Genomic DNA, 14,769 nt, shown 5'->3' with positions numbered 1-14,769 from the left:
CGGCAAACCGCTCTGGAGCTATGGAGACCCTCATGGCGCAGCATGTGCTTCTCTTCGACCCGCGGATCGCCGCCGTGCCGGTGAAGGAGTGCGACGAGCCCCTCGTCGACCTCCGCGCGCAGAAGATCATCGAGGTGGATCCGCGGCTGGCCGATCCCGAGGGGGCGTACGCGCACGTCCGGCTCGGCGTCGCGGACCGGCTGACGGCCGCGCAGACCCAGCTGCCCCGCGGGCTGCGGCTGCTCCTGGTGGAGGGGTACCGCCCGCACGTGCTGCAGCAACGCTATTTCGCCGGGTCCGTGGCCAGGATGCGGGACCGGTATCCCGGATGGACGGCGGACGAGCTGCGGGCCGAGGCGGGCAAGTACGTCTCGCCTCCCGAGGTGGCGCCGCACGTGGCGGGCGGCGCGGTGGACGTCACGCTGTGCGCCGCCGACGGGGCCGAGCTGCCGATGGGCACGCGGGTCAACGCCACGCCGCCGGAGTTCGGGGAGGAGTGCCACACGGACGCGGCGAACATCTCGGCGGAGGCCCGGAGCAACCGGCGGGTCCTGATCGACGCCATGACGGCCACGGGGTTCGTGAACTATCCCACCGAGTGGTGGCACTGGTCGTACGGTGACCGTTACTGGGCCTTCGTCGTGGGGGCGGCTCACGCCCGGTACGGCCCGGTGACGGCGCTCGGCGGCTGAGCCGGGCAGTTCAGACGCGGACCACGGCGGTGCGAGTGTGCCCGCGGGTGCCCTGGAGCTCCACCTTGACCGCCTTCTTGGCCCGGCGCACGCCGCGGTCGCTCTCCTTGACCGACTTCACCGCCCAGGGCAGCGTGATCCTCACCTCGTCGGCGGTCCTGGACGGGTCGGACACCGCGAGCCGTACCTGGTCGCCGTCGCGGCGGGCCAGCAGCGCGCACGGGCCGTCGGCGGCGAGGGTCCCGTGCGCGGTCTTGACCGTCCCCGCGCGCCAGAAGACCGCGGCGAGCAGGTCGCCGCGGGCGATGGCCTGCACCGTTCCCGAGTTGGCGAGGATCTCGACCTGCCCGCCGTAGTCAGCGGTCCGCGCGAGCGAGGCGCCGGGCAGCACGGCGTAGGCGTAGCGCGCCCCGCGCGGGTCGACGCCGTGGTCGATGACCAGGGTGGTGTAGTGCCGGGAGACGGGGGTGCCGTCGCCTCCCGTGGTCGCGCCCCTGTCGATGTCGCGCCAGCGGCCGGTGCGCTCCTCGCGGATCACCTTCGCCCGCCCGCCGTCGAGCAGCACGTAGCCGCCCACGCCCGACAGGTGGAACCAGTGGTCGCTGCGCGTCAGCGGCAGGTGGCGGTCGTGCGTGTTGCGGTTCTCGACCACGGTCTCGACGCGGCGGCCGTCGGAGGCGGTGATGCCGCTGCCGAGCGCGATCACCTCGTCGTCGAGCAGGAACCACGCCTTCTTGGCCCGCAGCGAGGAACCCCCGGCGACGAGCTTCATGGCCGCCGCGCCGTACTCGCCGTCGAGCGCCACGCCCCCGGCCCAGGGGGTGGGCGGCAGGCGGCGGTGGTCGTGCGTGAGGTCCGCGCGCCTGCGGGTGTCGACCGTCGTGCCCGGCAGCCGGTACGGGTCGATCGTGGGCCACAGGTCGTCGTTCCAGTGGGTGAGGTCGTCGGTGTAGAGGTAGGTCATGCCGTCGCCGGTGTACCAGCCGTGCAGGTTCTCCCGGTTCATGGCCTCGGCCGCGCCGATCCGCTTCGAGCTCATCGCGATCGCGAACGCCCAGTCGGGACGGCGGTGCACGACCCGGTCCATGTCGGCGAAGACGTACGTGCCCGTCGTGCGCGGGCCGACCGGCACCGACGGGTCCTCCAGCAGGGCCCTGGCCTTCGCGACGCCGGCCAGCGGCGCGAGCGTGTCGTACGGGACGGCCTGGTTGCGGGTGAGCCAGCCCTTCACCACCGGCCGCCAGCGCCGGGCGTGGCGCTCGGGCGCGGAGTCCAGCAGGGTGAGGACGGCCTCGACGGTCTTCTGACCGGCGTGGTGGTCGCGATGGCCCTGACGCGAGACGGCCCGGCCGCGCACGCAGTCCATCATCAGCCCGTCGAAGACGAACGGCATGAAGGAGCGGTCCACGATGTCGTAGACGTTGCCGATGTCGGGGATCTCCCAGGGGGAGTCCGCGAGCATGGCGATCAGCTTGGCCACGCTCTCCAGGTAGTCCACGCCGTAGCTGCCGGTGTAGGGGTACACGTCGTGCTGGATGAACGACCCGTCACGGTAGAAGCCGTCGCCCGGCCCCCTGGTCGTCCGCAGCAGGTCGGAGACCGCGTCCTTGGCGCGTTTGACGAGCTGGGCGTCGTGGGTGAGCAGCCCGCGCATCGCCACCGCCATGGCCTTGCCGGCCCGGTTGGCGCCGGTCTCGACGACGCCCGGGTGGCTGACGCGGCGCTCCGGATCGGGGCACCAGCGGCGCAGCGGGCGCAGCCAGCGCCTGACGCGGCTCCTGGGCAGGCCGTCGTAGAGCAGCGCGCAGGTGTCGGTCAGCGAGCGGGGCACGCCGATCTCCCACCAGAACCAGTTGCTGCCCCGCGGGTCGAGCCTCTCGTGGTACGCGTGCTCGTACAGGAAGTCCAGCGCCCTGACCGCCGTCTCGGCGACCCGCGCGTCCCGGTGCATGGCGGTGCCCGGGGTGGCCCAGCCCAGCGCGAGAGTGCGCATGCGGTTGTAGGAACGGTTGAAGTTGCCCGTCCGGGGGTCGTCCAGCGGCAGGTCGGGCCAGAGGCTCGGGCGGCCGCCTGACGGCCGCATCTTGCGCAGCACCGCGTGCGCGGACCCCTCGATCGCCCGGGTCTTGCCGGCGTAGGCGGCGTCGTACGACCCGCCCGCCAGCAGGCTCACCCACCGCTCCCGCGCGGCGTCGAACGCGGCCCCGCCGACCGCCTCGGCGGGTCGCTCCCAGAGGGCGAGCCCGGTCACGGCCGCGGAACCCAGCAGGGCGGAGCGCCGGCTGAGGGGGTGGGTCATGGCGGCCTTTCGAAAATCTGGAACCTTTCAACGAAAAGATCCTATGTCGACCGTCGCGTCACGCCCCTCCGCGCGGGGGTGTCAGTCGGCCAGCGCGAAGGCGGCGGCCGCCTCCGCGTGCAACCGCGCGCTCGGCAGCAGCGGGACGGCGGTGTCCTTCTCGCCGATCAGCAGCTCGATCTCGGTGCAGCCGAGGACGACGGCTTCGGCGCCGTCGTCGGCGAGTTCGGCGACGATCCGGGCGTACGCGTCCCTGGACGACTCGCGGAGCACGCCGCGCACCAGCTCCTCGAAGATCACGCGATGGACCAGCTCCCTCCGGTCACGGCGCGGGACGATCACCTCGAAGCCGTGCGCGGCCAGCCGGTCACGGTAGAAGGGCTGCTCCATGGTGAAGCGGGTGCCCAGCAGGCCCACCTTGCGCATCCCCCGGGAGCGGACCTCCGCGCCCACGGCGTCGGCGATGTGCAGCACGGGCACGCTCGCGGCCCGCGCCACGTCGTCGCTCACGCGGCTGAAGGTGTTGCTGCAGATGAGCAGGACCTCCGCGCCGAGCGCCTCCAGTCGCCCGCCCGCGCTGGTCAGCAGCGCGCTCACCGCGTCCCAGCGGCCGGCGAAGATGAGGTCCTCGACGGTCGTGTAGTCGACCGACCAGATGAGGCTGTTCGCCGAGTGGCTGCCGCCGAGCCGCTCGCGGACCCGCTGGTTGACGATCTGGTAGTAGATCACCGTCGACTCCCAGCTCAGCCCGCCGATGAGACCGATCGTGCGCATGGAACTCCGTTCGTCAACTCGTGGGGGCGGGCCGGCCGGCCTCGGCCAGCGCGCGGGCGCAGGCGCCGAGCCCGATCTCGCTGGAGGCCTTGACGAACACCACGTCTCCAGGTTCGAGGAGCGCGGCGGACAGCGTGATCGCCCCGGCGACGTCCTCGGCGGTGTGGACCGCCACGCCCCGGTCCGCGGACTCCGCCGCCTCCGCCAGCGCCCGCGGGTCCCCGGCGCCGACCGCGATCAGCACGTCGAAGCCGAGGTCGGCGACGAGCCTGCCCACCTCCGCGTGCCGATCGCGTGAGGCGTCCGCCTGCTGCCCCATCGCGCCGAGCACGGCGACGGTACGGCGGTCGCCGGCCAGCGCCTTCGCCGCCCGCAGCCCGGCCCGCATCGATGCGGGGTTGGCGTTGTAGGCGTCGTCGACGACGGTGACGCCGTCAGGTCGTTCGACGATCTCCAGCCGGCCCGCGGCACGGCGGCGGGCGGCGGTCAGCCCTGCGGCGATCTCGGCGGCGTCGAACCCGGCCACGGTGGCGACGGCGGCCGCGGCCAGGGCGTTGCCCACCTGGTGCGCGCCGATGAGACCCAGCTCGACCGGGGCCCGGCCCAGGGGCGTCACCAGCTCGAACACGGCTCGCGCCCGGCCGTCCAGCCGCACGTTCTCGGCCCGTACCGGCGCGTCCGGCGCTCTCCCGTACCAGAGGATCTCGGCCCGGGTGCGGCCCGCCATGCCCGCGACGTACGGGTCGTCGGCGTTGAGCACGGCGAACCCGTCCGGTGCAAGCGCCTCGACCAGCTCGCCCTTGACCTGCGCCACATCGGCGGGCCCGGTCCCCATCCGCTCCACGTGCGCGGTGCCGACGTTGAGCACCAGCCCGATCCTGGGCGGCGCCAGCCCGGTCAGGTACGTCAGGTCGCCCTTCCTGCCGGCGCCCATCTCCAGCACCAGATAGCGGGTGGCGGCGTCGGCGCGCAGCACGGTGAGCGGCAGGCCGAGCTCGTTGTTGAACGACCTGTCGGTGGCGACCGTCACGTCGTGCCGTTCGAGCGTCTGGGCCAGCAGGTCCTTGGTCGTGGTCTTGCCCACGGAGCCGGTCAGGCCGATCACGGTCGGGCTGATACGTCCGAGCACGTGGCGGGCCAACTGGCCGAGCGCGGCCTGGACGTCCTCGACCACGAGCGCGGGCACGCCGACGGGCCGCGCGGCCAGCACGGCGACGGCGCCGCCCGCGACCGCGCTCGCCGCGTAGTCGTGGCCGTCGACGTTGGCGCCGGCCGTCGCGGCGAACAGGCCGCCGGGCACGACCTCGCGGGAGTCGACCGCCGAGGGCGCCGTCACCGCCGTCTCGGGCTCGGGCGCGTCGTGCAGACGGGCGCCGACGAGGCGGGCGATCTCCCGCAGCGTCATGGGGATCACGAGCCGCTCCTGGCGAGCGCCAGGTCGATGAGGCGGCACAGCAGCTCCGGGTAGGGGACGCCGCTCGCCTCCCAGGCCCGCGCGTAGACCGAACGTGCGGTGAAGCCCGGCATGGTGTTGATCTCCCCGACGTACAGGCGTCCGGTGCGCTCCTCGTAGAAGAAGTCGACCCGGGCCAGGCCGTAGCCGCCGATCGCCCGGAAGGCGCGCAGGGACAGTTCCCGCACGTCCGCGGCGACCCGCTCCGGCAGCACGGCGGGGATGGTGGCGATCTCGGCCTGGCTGAGGTACTTGGCCTCGTAGTCGAGCCACTCCCCGGGCACGATGAGCTCGCCGGGCACCGAGGCTCCCGGGAAGTCGTGGCCGCCGAGCACGCCGCAGATGAGCTCGCGCGCGGACACGCCCTGCTCGACGACCACCACCCTGTCGTGCACCAGCGCCAGCTCCACCCCCGCGCGCAGCTCCCCCATCGAGGTGACCCGGGAGACGCCGATGGAGGAGCCCATGTTGGCCGGTTTGACGTACATCGGCCAGTCGAGCGACTTCACCAGGGACTCGTGGTCGCCGCAGGTGCGCCATTCGTGCGCGGTGAACCAGACGTGCCGGGTGACCGGGATGTCCTCCGCCATGAAGGCGCGCCGCATGGCGACCTTGTCCATCGCCACGGCCGACGCGAGCACGCCGCACCCTACGTACGGCAGACCCAGCGCCTCCAGATGCCCCTGGACGACGCCGTCCTCGCCGAACGGCCCGTGCAGCACGGGGAAGACCACGTCCGCCTGGCCTCGCACCTCCGTCGGCCATCTGCCCTGACGGTCGATGATGACGGGGACGGGGTCGTACAGATCTCTCGGCAGGGCGTCGAGCACCGCCCGCGCCGACTGCAGCGACACCTCGTGCTCGGCGGACGGCCCGCCCGCCAGCACGGCCACCCGCAAGCGGTCAGTCACAGTCGATCAGCCTTCCTCGGTGGCATGGGGACAACCCGGACCCGTCGCCCGGAACGGGCGGACCTCCACCACTGTCGGGCGGCCGTGACCTCGGCTCGTCAGCGCCATGTCATGAACGCGTCACGACCTCGAATGCGACTTTTCCTACCTAATACGCATGTTATTCTCACGCATGCGCACCATCTCTCCCGCTGTCGTCCTGTCCGCCGCCCTCCTCGCGCCCCCGTCCGGGGCAGTGAAAAGCTGGGCGTGTGGCACGGAGAAGAATCTATTTAAGCTTGCTCAATTCCAGGTACAGATAGAAATTGACCCCCGCCACATGCTCTTCGAGCGCTTTCGCGGCCTCGGGATTCTCTGCGAAATGGTACGTTTCCAGGCGGCTCAGCGGCGCCACCGAAAGGCACATTAGGAGATTCCTCCCGGCAGCTGCCGCCGCCTTCACCACAGCCACCTCCGTGCCTCAGGGTCGCGCCATATTACGCCCGCCCAACGGCCGGGCTCGACACCGTGCCTGGCGCCCTGTCCGGCGAATGGCCGGAGCGCGTCCTGGCTGTGGTCTCCGCCGCTGAAGATGCTGACGATATCCATCACGTCACATCAAAAGGACGGAAGAGGATTGACCAGATCATCGAAATCCACGGCCAGGCGGCGCATCTTCAGCGCCCTCGTACTTCCCCTGATGGTCCTGCTGGGCGTGTCGATCGCGCCCGCGGCCGCGCACAGCTCGCCCGGGCCTCCGGAGCATACCTACGAATCCCCGCAGGGCGAGATCTCGGCCAACGCGACCTGCACCGGCTGGATGAATCTGCGAAACTCCGACAACCGGGTGACCGGAAAAGTCACGTGGTGCAACGAAGGGCCGAACCGGAATCATTTCATCATCTGCGATCTGTGGGGTGACCCCTACAGCCCGGCCATCGTCGTCGACCCGGAAGGCGCGGGCCCGCCGGACGTGATCGCCTACTACGACGAGAACGGCGCGAACAATCCTGCCTGCTTCGAGCACCGCATCGGCTACCAGGTCCGTAAATGGGGCCGGGGGTGGACGCGACACGACAACCCGCAGGGCAGCTGGGTGATCGAACTGCCGTGGCAGAAGCCCGCGGGACCGTTCGGCTGGTGATCGTCGGCGTCGAACAGGGCGGCCCGGTCGACGGACCGGGCCGTTCCCTGCGCCTGGCCAGGCACCCGTGAAGAACCTCTTCGTGTTCCCACACGAAACCGGAAAATCCTGCCATCTCACTTCCGGCCGTCGCGGGCGTCCGTGCGACAGTGCAGGTGGAGGTGGTTGTGATGACCACGATGCCGCAAGCGTTCGCGCGGGCCGCGAGGAGACACGGCGTACCGGAGAGCGTGCTGCTCGCCGTCTCCTACCTGGAGTCGCGCTGGGACTGCAACGGCGGCAGGCCCAGCACCGCGGCCGGTTTCGGCCCCATGCACCTCACCGACGGAGCCGTGCCGGGCGAGTCGCGGCACGATCACCCCGACGGCTCGCCCGCATCCCGGCACACCCTGGAGCGGGCCGCGGAGCTGACCGGGGAGAGCCTCCAGCGCCTGCGCGAGGACCCGGCCACCAACATCGACGGCGGCGCGGCGCTGCTGGCCGACTACCAGCGCGCCCTGGGCGCCCCGGCGAGCGCGGACCCCGCCGACTGGTACGGCGCGGTGGCGCGGTACGCAGGCGCCGCGGCCGAGGAGATCGCCGCGAACTTCGCCGACGAGGTGTACGAGGTCATCCGCGAGGGCGTCACCCGCACGACCGACACCGGTGCGGAGATCACATTGCCGCCCGCTCCCGGGGTACGGCCGTCCCGCTCCTGGCTGACCGGCCTGGATCTGCCCCACCTGCCCGGCACCGGCCTCGTGGAATGCCCCGCCGGGATGGCCGGCGAGTGGGTCCCGGCGCTCTACAGGAGACTGCCGGAGGACACGTACGGCAACTTCGACATCGCCGACCGCCCCACCAGCCAGACCCTGCACTACATCGTCATCCACAACACCGAGGAGCTGTACGACAAGACGGTCGGCCTCATCCAGGACCCGGCGTACGCGGCGAGCTGGCACTACACGCTGCGCTCGCACGACGGCCACCTCGCCCAGCACATCCGCGTCAAGGACATGGCCTGGCACGCCCGCAACACGTACGTCAACAGCAAGGGCATCGGCCTGGAGCACGAGGGCTTCCTCGCCGCCGGCGGCACCTGGTACACCGAGGCGATGTACCGCACGTCCGCCAAGCTGGTGCGTTTCCTCGCCGACAGGTTCGGCATCCCGCTGGACCGCGCCCACATCCTCGGCCATGACAACGTGCCCGCGCTCGTGCCGGAGAAGCTGCGGACGATGCACGAGGACCCCGGCCCGTACTGGGACTGGGCGCACTTCTTCGACCTGATGGGCGCTCCCCTGCGCGCCGACGGCGACAGCGGCACGGCCTCGGTCATGATCCTGCCCGACTACGACCGCAACCGGCCGCACTACACCGGCTGCGACAAGGATCACCCCGACGCCACCTGCCCGTCGCACGGGTCGGCCTCGATCTGGCTGCACACCGAGCCGCGCGGGGAGTCGCCCCTGGTCAAGGACGTCGGCAAGCACCCGACGGACGCGTCCACCTACAGCGTGTACGATCACGCCGCCCGCGTGAGCACCGGCCAGCGCTACGTCGTCGCGGAGCGGCGGGGCGACTGGACGGCCATCTGGTATCTCGGCCAGCTCGCGTGGTTCCACAACCCGGTGTCCGACCCCGTGGCCGTGCCCAGCCGCACCCGGATCGCCACCCCCCGGGCCGGCCTGGAGTCGGTGCCCGTCTACGGCCGCCCGTGCCCGGAGCCCGCGGCCTACCCGTCGGACGTGGAGGTGCAGCCGCTGGTCCCGCTGCAGTACACCCTCCCCGCCGGTCAGTCGTACACGGTCGGCCTGACCACGACCGGCGAGTACTACAAGGCGACGACCTTCGACACCACGCTGCATCGCGTGGTCCGCGGCACCGAGAAATACCACCAGATCCAGTTCGGCCACCGCGTCATGTTCGTCAGGAGCAAGGACGTCGTGGTGACCGAGACGTGACGCTCCCCCAGCGGCGAGACGTTCATCGACGAAGGGGCTGTCATGCAAGCTGAGAACCTCACCGGCTATTACGTCTACAGAAGTCTCCTGAACCACCCGGGGCCGGTCGCCGACTTCAACGAGCTGCGGTTCGGGGAGGCCGAGCTCTACCTGTCGGTACGGCAGGACAGGACGATCACCGGAACGCTGTCCTTCCCGTCCGCGCCCGGCGTGGACCGCAAGGACTTCATGGACATCGCGGGAGAGATCCTGGACTGGTCGACGCTGCGGTTCAGGCTGTCCGGCAAGGGACGCCCGCAGACCGGCATCGCGGACTTCCACTACGAGTACGAGGGAGCGGTCGGGCACGCCTGGGAGGCGGGGGTCAATCAGCGCCTCTCGCTCACCGGCACCGTTCTGCGCGCCAAGGACCACGGCAGCGGCACGCAGGTGGCCAGGGCGGGCGTCACGGCCAGCTTCGTCGCGGTCAAACGCGATTTCCCCGCCCCCCGCGAACTGCCGGGGGTGGCGATGCTGCCGGAGGCGCTCGCGATGCTGTCCACCCGGGTCCACCGGCTGCGGCACACCACGTGGCATCTTCTCCGGTCGGTCTGGCGGAATCCGCTCAGCGACACCGACCGCAAGGAGATCACCGAACTCGGCTGGGGGATCGAACGCCCGCCGTTCAACGACAAGGGACTCAACCTGACCAACGGCGCCGGCGAGGACTTCCTGTTCATGCACCGGCGGATGATCCAGATGGTGAACGAGGTCTACCAGAGCTCCGGCGCCCCCGCCATCCGCGGATGGGGGCAGATTCCCGGGGCCGACCTGCCGCAGTACGTGTACGTACCGAAAGACGATCCCGGCCACCCCGGTCAGCAGGTCATGCGGTACGACGCCGCCCGTTCCGGATCCATGGTCCCGCCCGCCGACGCGGCACTGCTGGCCACCTTCCCCGAAGCGAGCCGGCCGACGATGAAGCTGCTGAAGTCTCCGGACTATCTCCACTTCACGATGCGGGCGCTGGAACGCACCTTCACCTCACCGATCGAGCTGTCCCGCCTGTCTCTGGGGGCCTTGGGCAACCTCCTGGAATTCACCATCCACAACCAGATGCACATGCGCTGGGCGGCCATTCCGCGGGACGCGCAGGGCAAGGTCGCGCTGCGGGGCGACTTCGACTTCGACGAGAAATGGGACGACCCGGCCTACGACTATCTCGGGGACTTCTACTCGTCCCACGTCAACCCGTTGTTCTGGCGTCTGCACGGATGGGTGGACGACCGGATCGAGGACTGGTTCGAGGCCCACGAAGCCGTGGCGCCCGGCGAGATCGAGCGCACCGACCACAAGGGCGTGCCCTGGTTCGAAGCCGGCAAGTGGGTCGCCGTGACCGAGCCCTTCGACTGGCCGGAGGGCGGGCATCACCACCACGGTGAGCACGAACACGGGGACGAGCAGGCCGTCGCCGTCATGCTGAAGGTCCTCAAGATCGTGCAAGGGGCCCAGGAGCCGAGGACGGCGGAGGGGCCGGCAGCGGACGCGCTTGAGCGCCGCCTGCGGCAGCCGCCGCTCAACGCCATGAGCTTCCTGCGGTGGATCGACGCGTCCGCCGGCCAGAAGGCCCTCTGAACCGCTGTCGCTACGCGTCCGCCCAGGTGAAGTCCGGGCGGACGCCGCGTCTGATCAGGTCCTGGCCCGTGGCCTTCAGCCCGAACATCGCCGACACGTCCGGCGCGGCGCCCGGCGTCGTCCAGCAGGACTCCAGATTGACCATCAGCTCGGTGAGCGTGCGCCGGAACTCCAGCGACAGGTCCGGCTCCGCCGTCGAAGGCTCGAAGGGGTGCACCTCGGGCAGCCTGATGGGCGCGCCGCTGTACTCCCACGCGTCACCGACCTTGATCAGCCGCTTCTGCACGTACAGCTCCTTGAACAGGTAGTAGTGCGCGTGGCTCGTCGCTCCGCCGGTGGGTGACGCAGGTGAACCGGGCACGCCCTCCCCTTCGCTCTTGATCCGCTCGATCGTCTCGATCGCGTCGGCGACCGTCCGGATCGGCGACGCGTGCGGCACGTCCACCGCGAGCGCGTCCGGATCGATCTCCGGATCGCTCGTCCGGAACGTCTCGATGATGGCGTCGTAGAAGGCGCCGATGGTCGCCGGCGGCGCCTCCATCCGGGCGACCGGAGGAAAGTCCGGGTACTCGATCTGCATGAACACCGCGATCTGGTCCTTGACCAGCGGCCTGAGGTCGACGGGCAGCTGTTGCGGGATGCCGCCGGGCAGCTCGTCCGCCGGGTAGACGGGCAGGAAATCCGCGTGGGCCACCGACGGCGTGCCCCCCACCGCCGTCAGCAGGTTCCCCGCCAGCGCGAAGTGGTACATCTCCTGGACCACGATCCGCCGCAGGACAGCCGCGGTACGGTCCGGGTCGCTCCTGACCGACCACTCCGCGCACAGGTACGGCGGGATCGTCGCGAACTCGAGCCGCATCGCGAGCTGCAACGCGCCCTTGAGATCGTCCGGCGAGAGAATGCGCGCCTCGACATACTCCCTGATGGTTTTCATGGGAGGAATCCCCGTGGCCACCCGCTTCATCTCACCACACCGCTTTCAGCTCTCCGCCCCCGTTTCGGAGGAATTTCCCCAGGTCATCGACCTTCATACGTCAGCATTGTTTTGCCGGAACCTGAATGGCGAGCACCCGTTCATTGACGGACCGCTGGGAAACCGGCGAAGTAACGGCAGCCGGATAGCGACCATGGCCGCCGTCGACCCCGGCGCAACGCGGGGGGATTCCGGGATCGGTGGGCGTAGGCTCCGATGAGTTCTCACCGCGGAAGGGGTCCACACCGACATGGCTACGCAGACTCTCGAGACTCCGGACGTCGATCTCGTCTACGACGTCCACGGTCCGCTTCCGTCCGCCGACGGGCGCCCGCCGCTGCTCATGATCGGCCAGCCCATGGACGCCGCCGGCTTCACCACGCTGGCCGGGCATTTCGCCGACCGCACCGTGGTCACCTACGACCCGCGCGGCCTCGGTCGCAGCACTCGCAAGGACGGACGGGTCGACCACACGCCCGGCACCCAGGCCGACGACCTGCACGCCCTCATCGAGGCGCTCGGCGCGGGCCCGGTCGAGATGTTCGCGAGCAGCGGCGGTGCGGTGACGGCGCTCGCCCTCGTGGCGGCGTACCCCGATGACGTGACCACCCTGGTGGCGCACGAGCCGCCGCTCATGCCGCTGCTCCCCGACGCCCAGGCCGCCGAGCGTGCCCGGGCCGGTGTCCGGGACGCGTACGAGAGCAAGGGCTGGGGCGCCGGCATGGCGGCCTTCATGATGATGACCTCGTGGCAGGGCGAGTACACCGACGACTACTTCGCCCAGCCGGCGCCGGATCCCGCCGCGTTCGGGATGCCCGCCGATGATGACGGCTCCCGGGACGACCCCCTGCTCTCCGACCGGTCCTGGGCGGTGAGCGGCTACCGGCCCGACGTCGACGCGCTGGCCAAGGCGCCGACGCGGATCGTGATCGCCGTGGGCGAGGAGACCGGCGACACCTTCACCGGCCGCACCTCGCTGGCGACGGCCGCGCTGCTCGGCCAGGAGGCGACGGTCTTCCCGAGCCACCACGGCGGCTTCCTCGGCGGCGAGCACGGGTACGCCGGCCAGCCCGAGGCCTTCGCCCGCAAGCTGCGTGAGGTCCTCGACGCCACCGGCTGACTTCCCGCTCGCTCATCGGCCGGTCGCCCCCAGCGGGTGAGGCCGGGACGCCCCCGGCACGTCCTCCGTCAGGCCGCGGACCAGCAGGGCCTCGACGGAGAGCAGCATGGCTCTCGCCTTCTCCCTGGGCAGGTACGCGGTGTCGACGATGAGGCTGAGCCGGCCAGTGTCGGGGGCGGTTCCCAGGGTGAAGAACACCTTGAAGCGGACCCCGGGCCAGGCGTTCGTCACGTAGGTGCGGGTCTGTGCCATGAGGGGGGTCAGGTCCTGGTCAGGGGTTGCACGGGGCAGATTGGGCCAGGTTCCGTCGCCTCGTCTGTCGTTGAAGAAGGCGTCCAGGTCCGGTTCCCTGCCCCGGACGCGGCCGATCTCCTCGCGCATGGCCTGCATCGCGAAGGGGTCGTAGTGGGCGTTGCGGTAGGCCATGAGGGCGCTGCGGTGCGCGGCCAGGCAGGTGTCGGTGAAGCCGGTCCCGGGCAGGTCGAGCACGAGCAGGCCGTCCTGGCCCACGGTGGCGACCAGCGGCCGGGTCCGGGGGTCGCGCCGGTTGCTGTGGACGAGCTGCATGACCGCCTGCCGCCGTCCGCTCGCGGCGGCCAGGACGGTGGCGCAGGCGGCGATGACCACGCTCGTGGTGCTGATCGTGAGCCGTTCGGCCAGTCGCACGGCCGCCGCCGCGAGCGCCACCGACTCCATGCCGACCTCGATGAACCGCGGCTCCTCCGGCTCCCCCGGCGGATGGTCGAACACGTCGAGGGGGATCGTTTCGAGCACGGAGCGCCAGTAGCGGATGGACCGCCGCGAGCGCGCCGGAAACGGCTCCTCGCGTTCCAGCGCCGCCTGCTCCATCGGCTGCCATTCCGGCGGCGGCAGGTCGTCGCCTCTCAAGAGCGCCCGCCATTCGGCGGACAGCAGGCTGAGCGCCTGGAAGTCCACCGCCAGGTGCGAGAAGGCGAACGCCAGGGCCCGCGGCCTGCCGTCGGCGAGCACGATGACGCAGCGCAGCGGCAGGTCCTCGCCGTGGGCGAAGATGGTGGTGCCCAGTTCGGCGGCGACGCGCTCGGCGGTGCCCAGCGGCCCTTCCGGGCCTGCCGGCACCAGCTCCACGGTCAGCTCGCCGCCGCGCGCCACCCGCTGCACCGGGCCGTGCGGGGTGTCGGCGAAGGTGGTGCGCAGGCTCTCGTGGCGTTCGAGCATCCGGCGCAGCGCGTCCAGTACGGTCGCGAGATCGCGTTTTCCGTGGACCGGCAGCACCCACGGGCAGTTGAGGAAGGACTGGCTGGGACCCATCAGGTGGACGGCCCGCCACATCAGCCGCTGCCCCCAGGTCAACGGCGCCTCGCCGTCCCGCGTCCCGCTGAACGACACCGAGGCGGTCGGCGGGGTGGTCGCCGAGACGGTCGCCGGGGTGGTCATCGGGCGTCCAGCAGATCCGACACGTGGGCGGCGAGGGCGTCCACACGCTCGAAGGCGGACAGGTCGCCGCCGAGATCGACGTCCACCCCGAAGGCGTCCTCGATCGCGTCGACGAGCCGGATCCACGCCAGCGAGGTCAGGCCCAGCGCCGACAGCGAGTGGTCGCCCGCGAGCGCCTCCTCGGCGCTGATCTCGCCGCCGGACACGGCGGCCACCAGGTCCGCGAGCTTGCGTTCCAGGTCGGCGCTCACCGCGCGCTCCCCTCGGCGTCCTGGCGCAGCCGTACGCTGCGGGGCCGCATGTCCGTCCAGATCTCGTCGATGTGGTCCAGGCATTCCTGCCGCTCGCCCGTGAAGCCCGTGGCCCGCCAGCCGTCGGGGGGCCGCCGGTCGAGGGGCAGCAGCGAGTACTGGTCCTCGTCGTTGACGACCACCTGGTGTCGTCCCGTCAT

At 71.1% G+C, this 14,769-nt stretch carries 14 protein-coding genes; 5 read left to right on the top strand and 9 right to left on the bottom strand.

Going from position 1 to position 14,769, the window contains the following annotated elements:
• The first annotated feature begins 32 nt into the window (after positions 1-32).
• Entirely contained in the window at positions 33-692 is a 660-nt protein-coding gene (locus ACGFI7_RS20945) for a M15 family metallopeptidase (RefSeq protein WP_393406749.1), read from the top strand.
• A 10-nt stretch (positions 693-702) separates the two neighbouring features.
• Here the strand turns inward: ACGFI7_RS20945 and ACGFI7_RS20940 are convergent, their stop codons facing one another.
• The 5 genes from ACGFI7_RS20940 to ACGFI7_RS20920 form a co-directional block, all read right to left on the bottom strand.
• Positions 703-2,991 (bottom strand): polysaccharide lyase 8 family protein, encoded by a 2,289-nt coding sequence (locus tag ACGFI7_RS20940; protein ID WP_393406747.1) that lies wholly within the window; start codon positions 2,989-2,991, stop codon positions 703-705.
• 81 nt (positions 2,992-3,072) lie between these two features.
• On the bottom strand, positions 3,073-3,765 hold the full coding sequence (locus ACGFI7_RS20935) for an aspartate/glutamate racemase family protein (protein WP_393406745.1): 693 nt from the start codon (positions 3,763-3,765) through the stop codon (positions 3,073-3,075).
• Positions 3,766-3,778: 13 nt separating this feature from the next.
• On the bottom strand, positions 3,779-5,179 hold the full coding sequence (murF, locus tag ACGFI7_RS20930) for a UDP-N-acetylmuramoyl-tripeptide--D-alanyl-D-alanine ligase (RefSeq protein ID WP_393406743.1): 1,401 nt from the start codon (positions 5,177-5,179) through the stop codon (positions 3,779-3,781).
• Positions 5,176-6,129 (bottom strand): D-alanine--D-alanine ligase family protein, encoded by a 954-nt coding sequence (locus tag ACGFI7_RS20925; RefSeq protein WP_393406740.1) that lies wholly within the window; start codon positions 6,127-6,129, stop codon positions 5,176-5,178. The genes murF and ACGFI7_RS20925 overlap by 4 nt, the downstream gene beginning before the upstream one ends.
• Positions 6,130-6,397: 268 nt before the next feature.
• Positions 6,398-6,580 (bottom strand): hypothetical protein, encoded by a 183-nt coding sequence (locus ACGFI7_RS20920; RefSeq protein WP_393406738.1) that lies wholly within the window; start codon positions 6,578-6,580, stop codon positions 6,398-6,400.
• A gap of 228 nt (positions 6,581-6,808) precedes the next feature.
• On the opposite strand from ACGFI7_RS20920, the gene ACGFI7_RS20915 reads away from it, so the two are divergent.
• The 3 genes from ACGFI7_RS20915 to ACGFI7_RS20905 all read left to right on the top strand — a co-directional run bounded on the left by ACGFI7_RS20915 (position 6,809) and on the right by ACGFI7_RS20905 (position 10,809).
• Complete coding sequence (locus tag ACGFI7_RS20915) at positions 6,809-7,252, top strand: hypothetical protein (RefSeq protein WP_393406735.1); 444 nt, start codon at positions 6,809-6,811, stop codon at positions 7,250-7,252.
• Positions 7,253-7,422: 170 nt separating this feature from the next.
• Positions 7,423-9,195, top strand: a complete 1,773-nt coding sequence (locus ACGFI7_RS20910) for an N-acetylmuramoyl-L-alanine amidase (protein ID WP_393406732.1) — start codon at positions 7,423-7,425, stop codon at positions 9,193-9,195.
• Positions 9,196-9,237: 42 nt separating this feature from the next.
• Positions 9,238-10,809: a hypothetical protein gene (locus tag ACGFI7_RS20905; protein ID WP_393406729.1), complete on the top strand. Its 1,572-nt coding sequence runs from the start codon at positions 9,238-9,240 to the stop codon at positions 10,807-10,809.
• A gap of 10 nt (positions 10,810-10,819) precedes the next feature.
• Here ACGFI7_RS20905 and ACGFI7_RS20900 read toward each other — a convergent pair whose 3' ends face one another.
• Entirely contained in the window at positions 10,820-11,743 is a 924-nt protein-coding gene (locus ACGFI7_RS20900) for a ferritin-like protein (RefSeq protein WP_393406727.1), read from the bottom strand.
• A gap of 289 nt (positions 11,744-12,032) precedes the next feature.
• On the opposite strand from ACGFI7_RS20900, the gene ACGFI7_RS20895 reads away from it, so the two are divergent.
• Entirely contained in the window at positions 12,033-12,902 is an 870-nt protein-coding gene (locus tag ACGFI7_RS20895; protein WP_393406725.1) for an alpha/beta fold hydrolase, read from the top strand.
• Between the two features lie 12 nt (positions 12,903-12,914).
• Here the strand turns inward: ACGFI7_RS20895 and ACGFI7_RS20890 are convergent, their stop codons facing one another.
• The 3 genes from ACGFI7_RS20890 to ACGFI7_RS20880 are packed head-to-tail and all read right to left on the bottom strand — an operon-like array spanning position 12,915 to position 14,769.
• On the bottom strand, positions 12,915-14,318 hold the full coding sequence (locus tag ACGFI7_RS20890; RefSeq protein ID WP_393406723.1) for a condensation domain-containing protein: 1,404 nt from the start codon (positions 14,316-14,318) through the stop codon (positions 12,915-12,917).
• Positions 14,315-14,569, bottom strand: coding sequence for an acyl carrier protein (locus ACGFI7_RS20885; RefSeq protein WP_393406721.1), 255 nt, complete (start codon positions 14,567-14,569; stop codon positions 14,315-14,317). Before ACGFI7_RS20885 ends, ACGFI7_RS20890 begins: the two co-directional genes overlap by 4 nt.
• The gene (locus ACGFI7_RS20880) at positions 14,566-14,769 is read right to left on the bottom strand and encodes an MbtH family protein (RefSeq protein ID WP_393406719.1); all 204 of its coding nucleotides are present in this window, start codon (positions 14,767-14,769) and stop codon (positions 14,566-14,568) included. The genes ACGFI7_RS20885 and ACGFI7_RS20880 overlap by 4 nt, the downstream gene beginning before the upstream one ends.

It is taken from the genome of Nonomuraea sp. NPDC048826 (genome assembly GCF_043198225.1).
In the GTDB taxonomy this organism is placed as follows: domain Bacteria; phylum Actinomycetota; class Actinomycetes; order Streptosporangiales; family Streptosporangiaceae; genus Nonomuraea.
The sequence above is the reverse complement of the archived record's forward strand: the minus strand, read 5'-3'. Positions and strand labels throughout refer to the sequence as shown.

What these genes read in the sequence shown, in the direction of transcription:
- ACGFI7_RS20890 (WP_393406723.1), bottom strand. Translation starts at nt 14,318, where the DNA reads ATGACCACCCCGGCGACCGTCTCGGCGACCACCCCGCCGACCGCCTCG.
- ACGFI7_RS20945 (WP_393406749.1), top strand. Translation starts at nt 33, where the DNA reads ATGGCGCAGCATGTGCTTCTCTTCGACCCGCGGATCGCCGCCGTGCCG.
- ACGFI7_RS20900 (WP_393406727.1), bottom strand. Translation starts at nt 11,743, where the DNA reads ATGAAAACCATCAGGGAGTATGTCGAGGCGCGCATTCTCTCGCCGGAC.
- ACGFI7_RS20905 (WP_393406729.1), top strand. Translation starts at nt 9,238, where the DNA reads ATGCAAGCTGAGAACCTCACCGGCTATTACGTCTACAGAAGTCTCCTG.
- ACGFI7_RS20940 (WP_393406747.1), bottom strand. Translation starts at nt 2,991, where the DNA reads ATGACCCACCCCCTCAGCCGGCGCTCCGCCCTGCTGGGTTCCGCGGCC.
- ACGFI7_RS20895 (WP_393406725.1), top strand. Translation starts at nt 12,033, where the DNA reads ATGGCTACGCAGACTCTCGAGACTCCGGACGTCGATCTCGTCTACGAC.
- ACGFI7_RS20935 (WP_393406745.1), bottom strand. Translation starts at nt 3,765, where the DNA reads ATGCGCACGATCGGTCTCATCGGCGGGCTGAGCTGGGAGTCGACGGTG.
- ACGFI7_RS20915 (WP_393406735.1), top strand. Translation starts at nt 6,809, where the DNA reads ATGGTCCTGCTGGGCGTGTCGATCGCGCCCGCGGCCGCGCACAGCTCG.
- ACGFI7_RS20910 (WP_393406732.1), top strand. Translation starts at nt 7,423, where the DNA reads ATGACCACGATGCCGCAAGCGTTCGCGCGGGCCGCGAGGAGACACGGC.
- ACGFI7_RS20880 (WP_393406719.1), bottom strand. Translation starts at nt 14,769, where the DNA reads ATGACGGGACGACACCAGGTGGTCGTCAACGACGAGGACCAGTACTCG.